Annotated in this window: 16 protein-coding genes and 1 pseudogene; 7 read left to right on the top strand and 10 right to left on the bottom strand. The window is 70.9% G+C overall.

From position 1 onward, the window contains the following. Positions 1-64 precede the first annotated feature (64 nt). Positions 65-826 carry a GntR family transcriptional regulator gene (locus tag V4Y04_RS04580; protein WP_332426017.1) on the top strand — a complete coding sequence of 254 codons (762 nt, stop codon included), beginning with the start codon at positions 65-67 and terminating at the stop codon, positions 824-826. A 189-nt stretch (positions 827-1,015) separates the two neighbouring features. Here the strand turns inward: V4Y04_RS04580 and V4Y04_RS04575 are convergent, their stop codons facing one another. The 3 genes from V4Y04_RS04575 to V4Y04_RS04565 form a co-directional block, all read right to left on the bottom strand. Then, on the bottom strand, positions 1,016-2,173 hold the full coding sequence (locus V4Y04_RS04575) for an ROK family protein (protein ID WP_332426016.1): 1,158 nt from the start codon (positions 2,171-2,173) through the stop codon (positions 1,016-1,018). A 197-nt stretch (positions 2,174-2,370) separates the two neighbouring features. Then, complete coding sequence (locus V4Y04_RS04570) at positions 2,371-3,033, bottom strand: response regulator transcription factor (RefSeq protein ID WP_332426015.1); 663 nt, start codon at positions 3,031-3,033, stop codon at positions 2,371-2,373. 29 nt (positions 3,034-3,062) lie between these two features. Next, complete coding sequence (locus V4Y04_RS04565) at positions 3,063-4,289, bottom strand: sensor histidine kinase (protein WP_332426014.1); 1,227 nt, start codon at positions 4,287-4,289, stop codon at positions 3,063-3,065. A 110-nt stretch (positions 4,290-4,399) separates the two neighbouring features. Between V4Y04_RS04565 and V4Y04_RS04560 the strand changes: the two genes are divergently transcribed. The 4 genes from V4Y04_RS04560 to V4Y04_RS04545 all read left to right on the top strand — a co-directional run bounded on the left by V4Y04_RS04560 (position 4,400) and on the right by V4Y04_RS04545 (position 8,609). Next, positions 4,400-5,320, top strand: a complete 921-nt coding sequence (locus tag V4Y04_RS04560; protein ID WP_332426013.1) for an ABC transporter ATP-binding protein — start codon at positions 4,400-4,402, stop codon at positions 5,318-5,320. 2 nt (positions 5,321-5,322) lie between these two features. Further along, positions 5,323-6,048 (top strand): ABC transporter permease, encoded by a 726-nt coding sequence (locus V4Y04_RS04555; RefSeq protein ID WP_332426012.1) that lies wholly within the window; start codon positions 5,323-5,325, stop codon positions 6,046-6,048. 673 nt (positions 6,049-6,721) lie between these two features. Further along, positions 6,722-8,464, top strand: a complete 1,743-nt coding sequence (locus V4Y04_RS04550) for a sodium:solute symporter family transporter (protein WP_332426011.1) — start codon at positions 6,722-6,724, stop codon at positions 8,462-8,464. A 16-nt stretch (positions 8,465-8,480) separates the two neighbouring features. Then, positions 8,481-8,609, top strand: coding sequence for a putative transporter small subunit (locus V4Y04_RS04545; protein ID WP_332426010.1), 129 nt, complete (start codon positions 8,481-8,483; stop codon positions 8,607-8,609). A 190-nt stretch (positions 8,610-8,799) separates the two neighbouring features. On the opposite strand, the gene purB is transcribed toward V4Y04_RS04545, so the two are convergent. The 7 genes and pseudogenes from purB to V4Y04_RS04510 all read right to left on the bottom strand — a co-directional run bounded on the left by purB (position 8,800) and on the right by V4Y04_RS04510 (position 15,996). Next, complete coding sequence (gene purB, locus V4Y04_RS04540; RefSeq protein WP_332426009.1) at positions 8,800-10,242, bottom strand: adenylosuccinate lyase; 1,443 nt, start codon at positions 10,240-10,242, stop codon at positions 8,800-8,802. Positions 10,243-10,329: 87 nt separating this feature from the next. Beyond that, positions 10,330-11,106 (bottom strand): SGNH/GDSL hydrolase family protein, encoded by a 777-nt coding sequence (locus V4Y04_RS04535; RefSeq protein ID WP_332426008.1) that lies wholly within the window; start codon positions 11,104-11,106, stop codon positions 10,330-10,332. 159 nt (positions 11,107-11,265) lie between these two features. Then, on the bottom strand, positions 11,266-12,279 hold the full coding sequence (locus V4Y04_RS04530; RefSeq protein ID WP_332426007.1) for a hemolysin family protein: 1,014 nt from the start codon (positions 12,277-12,279) through the stop codon (positions 11,266-11,268). Then, positions 12,276-13,700 (bottom strand): hemolysin family protein, encoded by a 1,425-nt coding sequence (locus V4Y04_RS04525; protein WP_332426006.1) that lies wholly within the window; start codon positions 13,698-13,700, stop codon positions 12,276-12,278. The genes V4Y04_RS04530 and V4Y04_RS04525 overlap by 4 nt, the downstream gene beginning before the upstream one ends. A 208-nt stretch (positions 13,701-13,908) precedes the next feature. Next, positions 13,909-14,169, bottom strand: a pseudogene (locus V4Y04_RS04520) (GNAT family N-acetyltransferase); the annotation flags it as partial. 17 nt (positions 14,170-14,186) lie between these two features. Continuing rightward, positions 14,187-14,606, bottom strand: coding sequence for a GNAT family N-acetyltransferase (locus V4Y04_RS04515; protein WP_332426005.1), 420 nt, complete (start codon positions 14,604-14,606; stop codon positions 14,187-14,189). A 142-nt stretch (positions 14,607-14,748) separates the two neighbouring features. Continuing rightward, the gene (locus V4Y04_RS04510; RefSeq protein ID WP_332426004.1) at positions 14,749-15,996 is read right to left on the bottom strand and encodes a hypothetical protein; all 1,248 of its coding nucleotides are present in this window, start codon (positions 15,994-15,996) and stop codon (positions 14,749-14,751) included. A gap of 120 nt (positions 15,997-16,116) precedes the next feature. On the opposite strand from V4Y04_RS04510, the gene V4Y04_RS37670 reads away from it, so the two are divergent. After that, the gene (locus V4Y04_RS37670) at positions 16,117-16,281 is read left to right on the top strand and encodes a transposase (RefSeq protein WP_443079949.1); all 165 of its coding nucleotides are present in this window, start codon (positions 16,117-16,119) and stop codon (positions 16,279-16,281) included. A gap of 206 nt (positions 16,282-16,487) precedes the next feature. Continuing rightward, on the top strand, positions 16,488-17,327 hold the full coding sequence (locus tag V4Y04_RS04505; RefSeq protein ID WP_332432707.1) for an SDR family oxidoreductase: 840 nt from the start codon (positions 16,488-16,490) through the stop codon (positions 17,325-17,327).

Here is a 17,327-nt window from a genome sequence, read left to right as displayed (position 1 = left end):
GAAACAACCTTTAATAAACAAGGGCGCTGAAACGCCACCGGACCCGGCGATCGCGGAGGACAGTGTGGGGACCACGCAGTTGGAAACGGTGCCGGAACCGAAGTACTGGCATCTCAGGACCGTGCTCAGCGAGGCCCTGGACTCGGAGTTCTCGGTGGGCGAGATCCTGCCCAACGAGCGTGATCTGGCCGCCCGCTTCGGCGTCGCCCGTGCCACGCTCCGCCAGGCACTGGATCAGCTGGAGCTGGAAGGCAGGCTGCAGCGCCGCCGGGGCGTCGGCACCACGGTGGCCCCGCCGCGCATGGGCGTGTCCGTGGGCACGGCGCAGCGCGCCTGGCCCGGCGGACCCGACGACGCCTGGCAGGCCGTGGACTGCACGCTCGAAGCGCCGCCCGCGACCGTCGCCGAGACCCTGGTGACCGGCCGGGACGAACCCGTGCACACCGTACGACGGTCCCGGGTCTCGCAGGGCCGGCCCGTCGCCGCCGAGTTGCTGTACATCCCCGCTTCCTCGGTGCCCGACCTCTCCGCCATCGACGCCCCGTCGGGGGCGGCCCGCGCGCGTGCGGTACTGCGCGAGCTGCAGCACCTGGAACTGGAGCGGCACGAGAACGCGGTGGAACTCGGCTCGGCCCGCGCGGACGACGCCAAGGAGCTGGACCGGCTGCCGGGCGCGCCCGTCCTCGTCGTCACCACCTCCTTCATCGCCCGGGGCCGTGTCGCCGCGCTGTCCGTCGCCACCTACCGCGCGGACACCTGCCGGCTGACCTTCGGCGACTTCGGAGGCGTGGAGATCCATCACGGTCTCGAGCGCCGCGCCTCCTGAGCGCCGGGGTCTCGAGCGCCGTGCCTCCTGAGCACCGGCACGTCCGGGCGCCGTCCGCTGTGAGCGGGACGTGCGCGACCGGCGGAGTGCGCACTGCGGGAGAGCCGAGCAGACCGGCCGCGGGGCACACCGACCGCCGCCGGGGCCGGGCACGCGAAGACGCGGGGTGCCGCGCGAGCGGTGCGCCGCCTACCGGCGGGCCGTCACCGTGCCCTCCACCGCGAAGAGCTGCTCCTCCACATGCTCCAGGGCGAATCGCACCGCGCCCGTCGCCACCGCCGCCTCCCCGAGGCGGGACAGCGCGACCTTCGGCGGGCGCAGGCAGTAGCGGGCCAGTTCGCGCCGCAACGGCTCCAGTACGCCGTCCAGTCCGGCCGCCCAGCCGCCGATCACGACGAGTTCCGGGTCGAGGGCCAGCACCAGCGCCGCCACGTCGTGGACCAGCCGCTGAATGAAGCGGTCCATGGCCGCGAGGGCCCGTTCGTCGCCCTCGCGGGCCCGGGCGAAGACCTCGGCCACCGCCTGCTCGTCGAGCGGGTGCAGCGGCTCGTCCGTGGTGGACAGCAGCTTCTCCGGGGTCGCCTCGCGACCCAGCAGATGCAGCGCGCCTATCTCACCGGCCGCCCCGCCGTATCCCCGGTGCAGCCGGCCCCCGATCAGTGAACCGGCACCGGGACTCAGCCCGGCCAGCACGAACACCACGTCGTCGGTCCCGGTGGCGACACCCTTCCAATGCTCGGCCACGACCGCAGCGTTGGCGTCGTTCTCGACCAGCACCGGACACTTGAAGGACCGGCTCAGCCGCTCGCCCAGCCCCAGTCCCGTCCACCCGGGCAGCGCCGTGCCCAGCCGTACGGTGCCGTCCGCCTCGACGATCCCGGGCGTCCCCACGCCCACGGCGCGCAGCGAGTCGCGCGGCACCCCGGCCCGGCGCAGCAGCTCGGCGACGGCGGCGCGCAGCCGTTCCAGCCGCTCGTCGGCGTCGGCCGTCTCCCCGATGTCCTTGGCCTGGGCGCCGATCACCCGGCCGTCGAGGTCGGCCAGCAGCGCCGCCACCCGGTGCGGCCCGATCTCCAGGCCCAGCAGATGCCCGGCCTCCGCCCGGAAGCGGAACCTCCGGGCCGGCCGCCCCTGGCGCCGCGCCGCACCCTCCTCTGCCGCCTTCTCCACGACGAGGCCCGCCTCGATCAGACCCTCCACGACGCCTTCGACGGTGGGCCGGGACAGCCCTGTCACCCTCGTGACCTCGGTCAGCGTGGAGCAGTGCGTGGCCCGCAGCGCGTGCAGTACCACCGCGGAGTTGATCCTTCGCAACAGCGAGGGATCCCCGCCGGTCAGCCGACTCACGGTCCGTCCTCCCCGCTCGTGCGCGTGTGGGGCGGATCGTACTCGGCACGGCGGACCCCGGCGACCACCGGGCACGACCACCCCGGGCCACGACCGGAACCCGCCGTATCCCGCCCCGACCGACCGACCGACCGGCCGACCGCTCACGCGATCCGCCCCCGCGTTCCGTCACGTGGCCCGGCCCCGACGGGACCGTCTCACCCGGGCGCCACGAACCCCGACTCGTACGCCGTGATCACCGCCTGCGTACGGTCGCGCGCCCCGAACTTCGCCAGCACCGCGCTCACATGCGACTTCACCGTCTCCACCCCCACCACCAGCCGGCCGGCGATCTCCGCGTTCGACAGGCCCCGCGCCATCAGCCGCAGCACCTCCGCCTCCCGCTCGGTCAGCCGCGCCCGCTCCAGCACGGCCCGCGCCGCGCGGTTGCCGCTGCTCTCGCCGTACTCCGCGGCCAACTGCCGTACCGACGCGGGGAACAGCAGCGACTCGCCCTCGGCGACCAGCCGCACCGCGTGCACGATTTCGGCGGGCCGCGCCCGCTTCAGCAAGAACCCGTCGGCACCCACGCGCAGCGCCTCGTACACGTACTCGTCCTGCTCGAACGTCGTCACCACGATGATCTTCGGCGGGTCCTCGACCGTCCGCAGCACGGCGCGGGTGGCCTCGATGCCGTCCATGAGCGGCATGCGCACGTCCATGGCGACCACATCCGGCCGCAGCCGCCGCACCAGCGGAATCACCGCCGCCCCATCGGCCGCTTCCCCGACCACCTCGATGTCCGGCTGCGCCTCCAACACGGCCCGCAGGCCCGCACGTACGAGGGGTTCGTCGTCGACGAGGAGAACGGTGATCGGCATCCGGTCAGCCTAGATCAACGCGCCCCTGTTCAACCCAGCGGCAGCTCGACCCGGACCCGCCAATCGCCCTCGTCCGGGCCGGTCCGCGCCCGGCCACCCAGCAGCGCGGCGCGCTCGCGTATGCCGCGCAGCCCGCTGCCGCGGCCGGGGCCCGGTACCGCCTCGGCCAGCGGATTGCGGATCTCCAGCAGCAGTGTGCCGTCGGCGACGCACACCCTCGCCTGCACAGGAACCGGCCCCGCATGCCGCAACGCGTTGGTCAGGGACTCCTGGAGGATGCGGTACCCCTCGCGTGAGACCGGGCCCGGCACGGTCTCCAGGGGGCCGGACACCTCGGCCTCGAGCTTCACCCCGGAGGCACGGGCGGACTCCAGCAGACGGTCGGCGTCCACGAGCGTCGGCCGGCTGCTCACGGGTCTCTCCGGCTCGCGCAGGATGCCGAGGACCCGGTCCAGGTCCTCCAGAGCGGTCCGGCCGGTCTCCTCGATGGCCTCCAGGGCCCGGTCGGTGAACGCGGGATCGCGCGCCGTCCGCGCGGCACCGGCCTGCACCACGGCGACGGTCAGGGCATGTCCGATGGTGTCGTGCAACTCGCGGGCGATGCGGGTCCGTTCCAGAAGCTGTTCGGTACGGCTCTCCAGCGCGGCCAGGCGCTCGGCGGGGGAGGGGCCCAGCAGCCGCAGGGCGAGCACGGTGATGAGCCTGCCCGCCCCGACGACCACCCCGGCGAGCAGGACTATCGGCAGGGGAATCAGCAGCGCGTGCCACCAGTGCTGTCCGGGAACCTGCACGAACGTCGAGGGATCCGGTGTGCCGCCACGGGCCGTCGCCGCCAAGTCAGTGGCGAGCATGGGGAGGTGAATGGTCAGGATGGCGACCGCACTGCCGAGGAACAGACGGCACTGGAGCCACAGGACGGTCCGCCCACGGTCGCCCCAGCTCGCGGCCGGCGTCGAGACGATCTCCGTGTAGCGCGCGCTTCCCGCGACGCCGGGGTCTTCGGGGCTCCCTGCGCTCCTGCGATCGCGAGGGAGGTCCACGCCGGGACGTCGGCCGAGGAGCAGCACATCGGCCTGCATCCCCTCGATCGTCCGCATCGCGGGCACCAGCCCGGCGAGTGCGAGGACCATCACCGCCACGTACATGCGCGAGCTGTCGATGAGAGCCCAGACGGTCGGCCACACGCAGGCGACGAACAGATGCAGCCACCGGGTGTACGTCACCGCCCGGGTGAACGGACGCAGCATGCGAACCATGGGGGACATCGTGGCATCCCCCACCGACAACGGGCCTCCCCCGCAGGAGGGAGACGCTCTCCCCTCCCGGGGGAGGCGCACGCCTCCTGTCGGCGGCCAGGCTGGCACACATGACCAGCATCGACGTCCACGACCTGACCAAGGAGTACGGCAGCCGGCGCGCCGTCGACCATCTCACCTTCCACGTCCCGCCCGGCCGCGTCACCGGGTTTCTCGGCCCCAACGGCGCCGGAAAGTCCACCACCATGCGGCTGCTGCTAGGTCTCGACCGGCCGACATCCGGCTCCGCCACCATCGGCGGCCAGGACTACGCCACACTGCGCGAACCCCTGCGCCGCGTCGGTGCCCTGCTGGACGCGCAGGCCGCGCACGACTCCCGCACGGGCCGGGACCACCTGCGTGTCCTGGCCGTGAGCAACCGCGTCCCGGACCGCCGGGTCGACGAGGTACTGGCGGAGACCGGCCTGGCCTCGGCGGCCACGCGCAGGGTGCGGACGTACTCCCTGGGCATGCGCCAGCGGTTGGGCATCGCCGCCGCGCTGCTCGGTGACCCGGAGGTGGTCATGCTCGACGAGCCCTCCAACGGGCTCGACCCGGAAGGCATCGTGTGGATCCGCACCCTGCTGCGCCGCCTCGCGGACGAGGGGAGGACCGTCCTGGTCTCCAGCCACCTGATGAACGAGACCGCCTCCTTCGCCGACCACCTGGTCGTCCTCGGGCGGGGCCGGCTGCTGGCCGACACCCCGGTGCGGGAGTTCATCCGCGCACGGGTGCGGCCCACCGTCCGCGTCCGCACCTCCGACCCCACCGCCCTCAAGGACGCGCTCGCCAGGGAGGGCCACGCCATGGCGGAACACCCGGACGGGCACTGGACCGTGCCGGACGCGCGGGTGGACGACATCGGACGCCTCGCCTCCGCCGCGGGTGTACCGATCCTCGAACTCGCCGCGGACGAGGGCACGCTGGAGCAGGCCTACCTGGACATCACAGCAGCCGAGACCGAGTTCGTCGCACCGCCCCAGGAGGCCTGACCATGCAGTTCGCACCCGTACTCCACGCCGAGTGGCTGAAGATCCGCACGCTCCGCTCGCTTCTGGGCGCGCTGGCGGTGCTGTTCGTGACGACCACCGCGCTCTCCGCGCTCGCCGGTACGTCGAGCACGTCGGAACCTGAGTTCGACCCGTTGTTCACGACCCAGTTCGGGGTCTTCCTGGGGCAGATCGCCGCGATCTCCTTCGGTGCCATGGCGGTGTCGGCCGAGTTCCGCAACGGTGCGCTGAGACTGTCGCTGGCGGCCGTCCCGCAGCGCGGGCACTGGTTCGCGGCCAAGATGACCGCCATCGCCCTGCCTGCGCTCGCCGTCGGCCTGCTGACCGCCCTGGCCTCCCTCTTCGCGGCGAGGGCGACGCTGGGCCCGGCGGCGGACGGGCTCACCACGGGCGAGCAGGTGCGCGCGGTCGTGGGCTGCGGCATCTACCTCATGCTGATGGCCCTGTTCGCGGCCGGACTCGCGACCCTGCTGCGCAGCGGCGTGACGACGCTGTCCCTGCTGATCCCGTTCATCCTGATCGTGTCGTTCGTGATCGGGGACGCGGCCGGTACCGCCATCGAGTTCATGCCCGACCGGGCCGGACAGGTGATCCTCCAGCAGACGTACGACGGCCCCCTCGGACCCTGGTCGGGGCTCGGAGTGACCGCCCTGTGGACCGCCGCGGCGCTGCTGGCGGGGGTCTGGAGCCTGCGCCGCCGGGACGCCTGACGGACGGGATCCTGATACCGCGTCAAGTGCCGGCGCCGTCGGGTTCACCGGATCCATGAGCATCGCACAGCACGTCGCTCTCATCGACGGGCTGTGCTTCGCCCTTTTCCCGGTGGAGCACGGCCCGTCGGACGACTGCTTCGTGGGACCGGGCCACCGTGTCGCCGTACCGGCGCCCGGTCCGGACCGCACGCGGCGACTCGGCCGCCGGTCCCTCAGGGACCCTTCCACGGGACTCGACGGCACCCGGTCACCCGCGTACGCCCCACGCCGTCAGGGAGTCATCCTGGGTCAAATCGGCCTGTACATCGCAGTTGTGACTTGTAAAGAAGGAGATGCAAAGGGCCTGACGCGGGGACAGCGAAGCTAGACAGAATCAGTGTTGAAGTGTAAACATCAAGTTGCTGCCTCGCATACCTGCGGGGCAGCTCTCCGTGGATCTCCGGTTGGATTGAAGGTCGCCCCGTCGGTAGAAGCCGACGCCTTGCGGCCGGTTTGCGGGCCCAAAGGGCCCGCTGTTTTGCGAACGCCCCCGGCTTCAGCGGCGACACGTCGGGCGGCGGGCTGGAGTACCTCCCTGCGCCTCCGGCGCAGGGGTGCGTTTGGCGTGTTCTGGGCGAGTCCTCGGTGCGGTCGCTGACGCCGGGCTCGTACGAGTCGAAGGAGGTGGCGTGTGTCGGGCGGAACGGATACAGCCCAGTTCAGCGCCTTGGTCGTTGTCGGTCTGCTGGTCCTCTTCTACGGGGGGACCTTTCTGATTTCGACCCGTATCGGCAAGAAGGAGGAGAACGCCGACGGGTACATGACGGCCGGCAACAACATCGGATTCGGTATCTCGGCCGCCAGCATGACGGCGACGTGGATCTGGGCTGCTTCGATGTACGCGTCCGCCACGTCGGGTTACACCTACGGCATCTCGGGCCCCATCCACTACGGGCTCTGGGGCGCCCTGATGATCCTTTTCATCTACCCCTTCGGCAGGCGCATCCGTAAGGTCGCCCCCAAGGCGCACACCCTGGCGGAAGTCATGTACGCCCGCCACGGCCGCTCCAGCCAGCTGATGCTCGCGGGCTCCAACGTCGTCGGCAGCCTCATCAGCCTGATGTCCAACTTCATCGCCGGCGGCGTGCTGATCTCGCTCCTGTCACCGTTCAACTTCATCCAGGGCGTCATCTGCGTCGCCGCGGGTGTTCTCCTCTACACGCTGTGGTCCGGGTTCCGCGCCTCCGTCATGACCGACTTCGTGCAGGTCGTCGCGATGCTCGGTGCCGTGGCCGTGATCGTCCCGTTCATCTTCTTCGCGGCCGGCTTCCCCGCGGCGTTCGAGACCGGCGCGGACAACCTGACCCCGCAGCAGGGCAACTTCTTCTCCAGCGAGGCCTTCATGGGGCAGGGCGCCCCCTACATCGCCGCGGTGCTGGCCTACGCGATCGGCAACCAGACCATCGCCCAGCGGCTTTTCGCGGTGAAGGAGAGCCTGATCAAGCCGACCTTCATCACCGCGACCATCGGATACGGCGCCATGGTGATCGGCATCGGCATGCTCGGCGTACTGGCTCTCTACCTGGGCTTCGAACCGTCCGGTGGCGACCTCAACAACCTCATCCCCGAGATGGCCGCCGAATACCTGCCGCCCGCGCTGCTGGCCCTGTTCTTCATCATGATCGTCGGCGCGCTGTCCTCCACCGCCGACGCGGATCTCGCCGCCCTCGCGTCGATCACCATGGCCGACGTCTACGGCCAGGGTGTCGGCAAGGAGAAGGCCGACCCGAAGACGATGCTGCTGGTCGGCCGGATCACCATGGTGGTGGCCACCGCACTGGCCGTCACCTTCGCCAGCCTCCAGCTGAGCATCCTCGACCTGCTGGTCTTCGTCGGCGCGCTGTGGGGCGCGCTCGTTTTCCCGGTGCTGGCCAGTTTCTACTGGGAGAAGGTCACCAGCAGGGCCTTCACCACCTCGGTGCTCGCGGCCCTCGCGGTGTTCCTGCCCGTGCGCTTCAGCTGGATCCCCGTGGACGGTGCCTTCGGCATCGTCGTGGACGTGCTGGCGGTCATCGGCATCGGTGTCGTCCTCGGCCTGATGGTGTTCGGCTTCCTGGGCGCCAAGGCGGCCAAGATCGTCGGTGTGCTGGCCGTGCTGGTCTCCGCGCCGTTCGCCATCGGATCCCTGCACGAGTACGCGACGCTGTGCGGTTCGCTCGTCGCCTACTCGGTGAGCACCGTCATCTGCTGGGGCATGTCCGTACGCAACCGGCAGGGATTCGACTTCGCCGTCATCGCACAGCGCACCGGCGACTTCGACGACGGCGGCGCGGCCGCGGCGGCCGTCGAAACGCCCGGCATCCCGGGCCGGGGGAAGGAGCCCGGAGGCTCCCCGGACGCGGGCGACCTCGAGCCCGCCGCACACACCAAGTGAGACAAGAGGAGGCACCGTGACCGTCGCCCTGAGCGTCTACGTCCTGATGTGGCCCGTCGTCGTGGCCGTCGTCCTGTTCGTGATCAGCCGTGGATTCTTCCGCGAGTGGCTCGAAGCCCGTCGCAACGGCCAGGACATGATCTGACCCGTGCCGCAGCGCCCGGCCCCGTCCTCAGGACCCCACGGGGGTTCCGAGGGCGGGGCCCGCACGCATCAGGCCCCGGCCCTTCCCCGGTCCTGCCGTCACGCTCCCGTCCGTCACGCTCCCGTCCGTCACGCTCCCGTCCGTCACGCGACGGACGACGCGAGCCGACGGCAGGACCCGGGCGAGCGGGTCAGAGAATGGCCCCAGGCGTGTAGCCGGCGGCCTCCGGGTGCTGCTTGACGATCTCGTCGACACGGCCCACGACGGCGGCGACCTGGGCGCTCGCGGCACCCGTGAACGACAGCTTGTCCGCCATCAGCGCGTCCAGTGCGGACCTGTCGAGGGGGATCCGCTCGTCGGCCGCGAGCTTGTCGAGCAGGTCATTGCGCTCGGCGCCCCGCTCACGCATCGCGAGGGCCGTGGCGACGGCGTTCTCCTTGATCGCCTCGTGCGCGACCTCACGGCCGACACCCGCGCGCACCGCGCCCATCAGCACCTTGGTGGTGGCGAGGAACGGCAGATAGCGGTCCAGCTCCCGGGCGACGACCGCCGGGAACGCGCCGAACTCGTCGAGCACCGTCAGGAACGTCTCCAGCAGACCGTCGAGCGCGAAGAACGCGTCGGGAAGCGCCACCCGGCGCACCACCGAACAGGACACGTCGCCCTCGTTCCACTGGTCGCCCGCCAGCTCCCCGGTCATCGAGGCGTAGCCGCGCAGGATCACCATCAGACCGTTGACGCGCTCGCAGGAGCGGGTGTTCATCTTGTGCGGCATCGCGGACGAGCCGACCTGGCCCGGCTTGAAGCCCTCGGTGACCAGCTCGTGCCCGGCCATCAGCCGGACCGTCTTCGCCAGCGACGACGGCGCCGCCGCCAGCTGCACCAGCGCGGTCACCACCTCGTAGTCCAGCGACCGCGGATATACCTGGCCGACCGAGGTGAACGCCTCGGCGAACCCCAGGTGCCCGGCGATCCGCCGCTCCAGCTCCGCGAGCCGGTCCGCGTCGCCGCCCAGCAGGTCCAGCATGTCCTGCGCCGTACCGACCGGGCCCTTGATGCCCCGCAGCGGATAACGGCCCAGCAGCTCCTCCAGTCGGCCGTACGCGACGAGAAGCTCGTCGGCGGCGGTGGCGAAGCGCTTGCCGAGCGTGGTGGCCTGGGCCGCCACATTGTGCGAGCGGCCGGCCATGACCAGCTCGCCGTACTCACCGGCCAGCCTGCCGAGCCGGGCCAGCACCGCCACCGTACGGTCGCGCATCAGCTCCAGCGACAGCCGGACCTGCAACTGCTCCACGTTCTCGGTGAGGTCGCGGGAGGTCATCCCCTTGTGCACGTGCTCGTGCCCGGCGAGGTCGTTGAACTCCTCGATCCGTGCCTTCACATCGTGCCGGGTGACCTTCTCGCGCTCGGCGATCGAGGCCAGGTCGACGGTGTCGAGGACCCGCTCGTAGTCGGCGATCGCGGCGTCCGGCACCTCGACACCGAGGTCCTTCTGCGCCCGCAGTACGGCGAGCCAGAGCTGTCGCTCCAGCCTCACCTTCTGCTCGGGCGACCAGAGCGTGGCGAGCTCGGCGGAGGCGTAACGTCCGGCGAGGACGTTCGGGATACGGGGCTTGGCGGGCGCAGCAGTCACGTGCACGGAGTTTACTGGTGATTCGTGCAGGTCGGCGCCACGGGTGATTCGGAGGAAGGTACGAGGCGAGGGAGCGCTCCCCCGCCGTCACCGCACGTCGTACGGCAGTAGCTCGGGGCGCTTCGGCGGGAGACCGTCGCCCGAGGAGCGGCCGGTGAGGCGGCGGCTGATCCACGGGAGCAGGTGCTGCCGTGCGAACCTGGCGTCCGCGACCCGGCGCGCAGACCAGTTCGGCGGCAGCGTGGCCGCCGGGGGCAGCTGCCACTCGGGGTCCTCGGGCGGGTAGCCCAGTGTCTGCCACACCGCCTCCGCGACCCGGCGGTGCCCGTCGGCCGTCAGGTGCAGCCGGTCCACGTCCCACAGCCGCTGATCGCTGAGCGAGGGCGCCCCGTACAGGTCCACGACCAGCGCGCCGTGTCGTTCGGCCAGCTCGTCGACACAGGTGAACAGCGCCTCCATGCGCGGCCGGAAGCGCTCCTGCACGGGGCCCTGACGTGCCGGGCTGCGCATCAGCACCAGTTGCTCGCAGTGCGGGGCCAGCCGCTCCACCGCCTCGGTCAGCAGGTCCCGCACCATGACCATGTCGCACTTGGGCCGCAGCGTGTCGTTCAGCCCGCCGACCAGGGTGACCACGTCGGCCCGCATGGCCGCCGCCTCCTCCACCTGCTCGTCGACGATCTGGCGGATCAGCTTGCCGCGCACCGCGAGATTGGCATACCGGAACCCGGGAGCGACGGCCGCCATCCGTGAGGCGAGGAGGTCGGCCCACCCCCGGTACGTGCCGTCGGGCAGCAGGTCCGACATGCCCTCGGTGAAGGAGTCGCCGACCGCGACCAGGCTGGTGTGAGTGGGGTTCGTCTGCATGGCGACAGAGATGATATCCCGTGCGCATACCCGGCGGTCGGTCGGTCGGTTTCCTTCCTGCTCCAGGCATGTCGGCCCTCGTGCTCCGTCCCCGGCCCGGTTCCGTCCGTCCCCGGCCGGGTTCGTCCGGGCCCGCCGGTCCTCCCGGCCGGGCATCGCTCAGGCCCGCTGGCCGAACAGCTTCTGCAGCACGTCCTCCATCGTCACCAGCCCCGCCAGCCGCCCGTCCGACCCGAGCACGGCCGCCAGGTGCGTACGGCTGCCGCGCATCGCGGTGAGGACGTCGTCCATCGGCGTGCTCTCCCGCACCCGTGCGATGGAGCGCATGTCCCGCAGCAGGAACGGCATGTCGCGCGGTGAGGCGTTGAGAGCGTCCTTCACGTGCAGGTAGCCGACGATCCGCCGGCCCTCGTCCACCACCGGGAAGCGGGAGTACCCGGACTCGGCCGAGAGCTGCTCCAGCCCCTCGGGAGTGACACCCACGCGCGCGTAGACCACGCTCTCCAGCGGCAGCACCACGTCCCGCACCGGCCGGCGGCCGAGTTCCAGCACGTCGTTCAGACGCTCCTGCGCGCGGTCGTCGATCAGGCCCGCCTCGCCGGAGTCCTTCACCATCTGCGCCAGCTCCGCGTCGGAGAAGGTGGCCACGATCTCGTCGCGCACCTCGACCCGCAGCAGCCGCAGCAGCGTGTTGGCGAAGGCATTGATCGTGAAGATCACCGGGCGCAGCGCCCGGGACAGCGCCACCAGCGGCGGACCGAGCAGCAGCGCGCTGCGCACGGGTTCCGCGAGGGCGATGTTCTTCGGCACCATCTCGCCCAGCAGCATGTGCAGATACGTCGCGAGCGACAGGGCGATCACGAAGGACACCGCGTGCCCCGCGCCGGCCGGCACGCCCAGCGAATGGAACGCCGGTTCCAACAGGTGCGCGATGGCCGGCTCCGCGACCACACCGAGGACCAGGGTGCACAGCGTGATGCCGAGCTGCGCGGCCGCCATCAGGGCAGACACGTGCTCGAGGCCCCACAGCACGTTCTTGGCTCGCCGGTCGCCCTGTTCGGCATACGGCTCGATCTGGCTGCGGCGCACCGAGATCAGCGCGAACTCGGCACCCACGAAGAAGGCGTTGACGACCAGCGTCGCCAGACCGATCAGCAGTTGTACGGCAATCATCGCCGGGCCCTCTTCTCACGCGTCGTGCCGTGTCTCCTGCCGTCCGTCCCGCCGTCCGACCCCGTGCTCGACCTGGCGCCCACGCTTTCGCCGGCAGCGTCCTGCGGGTGCGCGTCGGCGAGCGGCGCGTGCAGCAGTACGCGTGCCGCGCGGCGGCCGGTGGCGTCCAGTACCTCCATCCGCCAGCCGGCTACCTCCAGGGTGTCGCCGACGGCGGGGATCCGGCCCAGCTCGGTGGCCACGAGCCCGGCCAGGGTCTCGTACGGCCCGTCCGGCGCGCGCAGGCCCACCCGCGCGAGCTGGTCCACGCGCGCGGAGCCGTCGGCCGAGAACAGGTCGTGCCCCTCCTCGTCCGAACCCGTCCGGGCCAGGTCGGGGGTCTCGTGCGGGTCGTGCTCGTCGCGGACCTCTCCGACGACCTCCTCGACGATGTCCTCCAGTGTGGCCACGCCCGCCGTACCGCCGTACTCGTCGATCACCACGGCCATGGTGCGCCGGCCGGAGAGCCGGTCCAGCAGCCGGTCGACGGTGAGTGATTCCGGGACCAGCAGCGGCTCGCGCATCATCTCCGACACGCGGACCCGGGTGCGGCGCTCGGCAGGCACCGCCAGTACGTCCTTGATGTGCGCGGTGCCGACCACCGAGTCGAAGGTGCCGCGGTACACCGGGAACCGTGACAGGCCCGTCGCCCGGGTCGCGTTCGCCACGTCCTCGCAGGTCGCCTGGACCTCCAGTGCGACGACCTGGACGCGCGGGGTCATCACGTTCTCCGCGGTGAGATCGGCGAGGTTCAGGGTACGGACGAACAGCTCCGCAGTGTCGGCCTCCAGGGCGCCCGCCTTGGCGGAGTGCCGGGCCAGCGCCGCCAGCTCCTGGGGGCCGCGCGCGGAGGCCAGTTCCTCCGCGGGCTCCACACCGAAGCGGCGCACTATGCGGTTGGCCGTGTTGTTCAGGTGCGAGATGAAGGGGCGGAAGGCGGCACTGAACCAGCGCTGCGCGTTGCCCACGTTCTTGGCGACGGCCAGCGGCGACGAGATCGCCCAGTTCTTGGGCACCAGTTCGCCGACCACCATCAGGAAGACGGTCGACAGCGCGGTGCCGAGCACCAGGGCCAGGGAGCTCGCCACCGACTCGGAGGCACCGACGCTCTCCAGCGGGCCGGAGATCAGCGCGGCGATCGACGGCTCGGAGAGCATGCCGACCACCAGGTTGGTGACCGTGATGCCGAGCTGTGCGCCGGAGAGCTGGAAGGTCAGGTTCCGTACGGCCTTGAGCGCACCGGGGGCGCCGCGCTCGCCGCGCTCCGCCGCCCGTTCCAGGTCGGACCGCTCGACCGTGGTGAGGGAGAACTCGGCCGCGACGAACGCGCCGCACGCGAGGGAGAGCAGGATCGCCACCAGGAGAAGGAGTACCTCGGTCATCGGGCCACCCCCGCCCCACGACCGAACCGGAAGCGGATGAGTATGCGATGTGATGTGCGGCGACGTCGGGTGCTTCGATGCCGCGTTCTACTGGGGGGCTCGCCCATGGGCGGACGCACACAACCTTTCATGAAGGACCGAGTTACCCTCCCAGGGTAAAGGACCAGCAAAGGTCTCCGGCGAGGTCGTCCGCCGTCCGCCCGCAGGTTCAGGGCCTGCCGTCCGGGGTGCGGCCCGGCAGCGGCTTGACCCAGCTTCGCCGGTGTTCCTCGGGCGCGTACCCGGCGGCGTCCCACGCGCGGTGCGCGGTCTCGTTGCGCCGCAGCACCATGGCGTCCGCGCGGCGCCCGCCGAGGCCCGCGAACCGCTCCTCGGCAGCGGCCGGCAGCGCCGAGGCGACGCCCTGCCTGCGGTGGTCCGGGTGCACCGCGAGGCGGTACAGGTGGCAGCGCCAGCCGTCGAATCCTGGCTGATCACAAACATCGCCTACAACGGTTTGACCCAGCGCCGCCAGCGGTCCTCGCGATGGTAGCCACCCGCGGCCCACGTGTGGTGGGCCTGTTCGTTGGCTTCCAGGACCATGGCGTCGACGCGTCGCCCGCCCAGGGCGGCGAAGCGTTGTTCTGCGGCTTCCAGCAGGGCGGTGGCGATGCCCTGCCGACGGTGGTCGGGGTGTACGGCGAGTCGGTAGGCGGAGCATCGCCATCCGTCGAAGCCGGCTATGACGGTTCCGGTGAGGATGCCGTCGCGTTCTGCGAGGAGCAGGGCTTCGGGGTCTCGTGTGATGAGTCGGGCCACCCCGTCGTGGTCGTCGCTGATGCTGGTTCCTTCCGCGGCGTCGCGCCAGAACCGCAGCACGGTGTCGATGTCCGAGAGGGCGGCGCAGCGGATGTGAAGATCGCTCATGGGGTGAGCCAAGCAGAGCGCCGGCCTGTCCGGCGAACGATTTCCGTGCCGAGGGTGGACATCGCGGGCTGCTCCCCGTCATAGGCAGGGCCGGGAGGAGGGACAGCTCCTCCCGGCCCTGCCGATGGCGTGCGTCCTGCGGCTACTCGTCGGCGGCTTCGTCTCCCTGTTCCCCGGGCGGCGCCGACCGCCGGTATTGGGGGTGGTCGAGGTCCAGCTGTTTCGCTGCGTGCAGGGGCACGGGGTACACACGATTTCGATGGATCACGCCCCCGCTGTGATCCCTGGCCTCACGTCTTCGAGGATGAGGGCTGGAAGGATGGACAGTCCCAGATTCTGAAGATCCACGTTCGGGCCGGCGGCCTTCTCGGTAACGCCAGGCGGCCAGCCGGTCCAGTGTCGATACCAAGCCTTCCCGGTCGTCACTGAGAAGTGCTGCCATGAGCGACACGACGTCGGCGCGGGAGCTGTCTGCTGGAGCCGGGAGCGTGGCCAACATCGACGGTGCGTGCTGGTCATGAGCCTTACAGACCGCTGTGAGGGCGGCGAGAGCGAATCGGACGGCACCGCTCTCGTCTTCCCACCGGGACAGCAGCCTCGGCAGCTCGCTGACGATGGCCCGCCGTGTCAGGTACTCAGCTGCGGATTCCTCCCAGCCGCACCCGAGTGCTGTGACGCGGTCGGCCGAGGAGACTGCTGCCGCCGGCCCCGAGGCAGCGAGCCGCAACAGGTCGCCGAGCAGAGCCAACCGGCTGCCGGGAGCGACGCTGTCGTCACAGACCAGCTCCGTAAGGAAGGGGACAGCCTCGGCCGTGGTGTCGGTGCAGGTGCCTTGGTGGGCTACGGCATCCGCGAGATCGCCGAGGAACTCGCCCGTCGTCTCGTAGGGCTCGCCGAACGCGAACTCCTCATCGAGCAGCCACCCCACGGCGTCCGGCGCGTTCTCCGCACTGCCGTACATGCGTTCTGCGGCCGCCACCACGGCCTGGACCACCGCTGCGGGCTCGCCGACTCCGCCGCAATTCCACGGCGGACCAGCCGGAGGTCGCGCGGGATCCTCGGGCAGAGGAATGGGAAGGGCGACCTCGGCGCCGGGCTGGTCATGGACCAGGCCATCCCTGGTGAAGACTGCTTCGAGAGTCGCAGCATGCCCCTCGCTGTGCCCCTGCTGAAAGCCGCCGTGGGTGTGGGCCATGGAGGCCACCCGAATTCGTTCGCCGCGGAGGAACGGCTCGAGAGCCATGCGCTCGTACCCGCTGCAGACGGCCAGCGAGAAGACCTGCCACCACCCCTCCAGCTCCGGGTCCATCGACGGCTTGCCGTACCAGAAGCTGGATGGAACAAACCGGAAGTGATCATGGACCCGCACTGCCGTCAGACGGTGCCCCATCCCGGAAAGCTCGGCCGCAGCGGCGCGGGCAGCATGCTCACTCGGCAGGCTGAGGTTCCCCCGAGATGCGGGGAGTGGTGACAGTAGGTCAGATAGGACTCTCAGGGAGGAGCCCTGCTGATGCCTGCCCCGAGGAAGTACCCGCTGGAGTTGCGTGAGCGTGCGGTGCGGATGTATCGCGCCGCGGAGCCGAAGCCCGTGATCCGCCGCATGGCTGAAGAACTCGGTGTCCATCACGAGGCCCTCATGACACCAGCCTGGGCAGGGTTCGGGAGCAGCTCGTAGCCCGACCGTGTGACGTGCCCGGTCGAAGTGCGGCTGCGTTGCGCGCCGGTCCGTCCCACCCGCGGCGCAGGGTGCTTTCGTCGGGGGGGCCGGGTGTGCGACGGCTCCTGTGTCGGTCCTGACGGGCCGGCCGACGTCCAGCCATTCTCCTGCGCGTCGTCCGGTTGCTGAGGGCTTCCGTCCGCAACGCAGAAGGAGAGATCGTGGTGGCAGGAAACGTCAGCGAGAGCCGCGGGGTGGTGTCCGCGCAGCTTCTCAGGGGCCAGAAGGCGCTGGTGACCGGTGCCAACTCGGGCATCGGCCTGGCGACCGCCGTTGCCCTGGGCCGGGCCGGAGCGGACGTCGTGGTGAACTACGTCGTCGGTGCGGACGATGCCGACAAGGTCGTGGCGGAGATCGAGGGCTTCGGGGTCCGCGCCTACGCTCACGAGGCCGACGTGTCCGACGAGGACCAGGTGACCGCCATGGTCGCGCGGATGGTCGAGGAGTTCGGCACCATCGACATCATGGTGGCCAACGCGGGCCTCCAGCGGGACGCGGCCGTGACGGAGATGACGCTCGCCCAGTGGCAGAAGGTCATCGATGTCAACCTGACCGGCCAGTTCCTGTGCGCAAGGGAGGCCGCCAAGGAGTTCATCCGGCGCGGCGTCGTGGAGGAAGTGTCCCGGTCGGCCGGGAAGATCATCTGCATGAGCTCGGTCCACCAGATCGTCCCGTGGTCGGGGCACGTGAACTACGCCTCCTCCAAGGGCGGTGTGGGCATGCTGATGCAGACCCTCGCCCAGGAGCTGGCCCCCCAGCGGATCAGGGTCAACGCGGTCGCACCCGGCGCCATCCGCACCCCGATCAACCGCGACGCCTGGTCCACCCCCGAGGCTGAGGCCGACCTGCTGCGCCTCATCCCGTACCGCCGCGTGGGCGACCCGGACGACATCGCCAACGCCGTCGTCGCCATGGCATCCGACCTGCTCGACTACGTCGTGGGCACCACCCTCTACGTCGACGGCGGAATGACGCTCTTCCCCGGCTTCGCCACCGGAGGCTGA

The sequence above is a fragment of the Streptomyces sp. P9-A2 genome, assembly GCF_036634175.1.
Lineage (GTDB): Bacteria > Actinomycetota > Actinomycetes > Streptomycetales > Streptomycetaceae > Streptomyces > Streptomyces pratens.
This window is presented reverse-complemented; position numbering and strand designations above follow the sequence as displayed.